Consider the following 569-nt stretch of genomic DNA (forward strand, 5'->3'; position numbering starts at 1 on the left):
ATGGGCGGCATGGTGGCGAGCTTCAACGTGCCGCCCACCACCGTGGCCACCGGCATCGTGACGTATTCCATGCTGGTGGCCGGCTTCGTGATGCTGGGCGCCAAGCTCAACCAGCGTTTCGGAGCGGTCCGCGTGTTCCGCGCGGTGGTGGCGGTGTTCGGCGCCGCGCAGGTGCTGATGACGTTCAGCCCCAACGCCACGGCGATGATCGCCGCGCAGGCGTTGTCCGGCGCGGCCGGCGCGGCTTTGGTGCCCTCGCTCGTGGCGCTCATCGCCGAGAACTATCGGGGCCGGCAGCAGGCCACCGCGCTCGGCGCGCTGGGGTCGGCGCGCGCCGGCGCCGGGGTTGCCGCCTTCCTCATCGGCGGCGTGCTCGGCACCTTCATCGGCTGGCGCCCGGTGTTTGGCATTCTCATCGCGCTGGCGGCGATCGTGTTCGTGCTGAGCTTCAGGCTCAAGCGCGACGAGTGCCGCCCCGAGGTGCAGATCGATCTCATCGGCGTCGTGCTTGCGGCGACCGCGATCATCTTCATCAGCTTCGGCTTCAACAACCTCAATCGCTGGGGCCT

1 protein-coding gene is annotated in these 569 nt (G+C 69.2%); it reads left to right on the forward strand.

Features of this window, described 5'->3' with window-relative positions:
• A partial coding sequence (locus F1193_RS16920; RefSeq protein ID WP_150098958.1) for an MFS transporter occupies positions 1-569 on the forward strand: 569 nt, incomplete at both ends.

This window comes from Blastochloris sulfoviridis (assembly GCF_008630065.1).
GTDB classification, from domain to species: Bacteria; Pseudomonadota; Alphaproteobacteria; order Rhizobiales; family Xanthobacteraceae; genus Blastochloris; species Blastochloris sulfoviridis.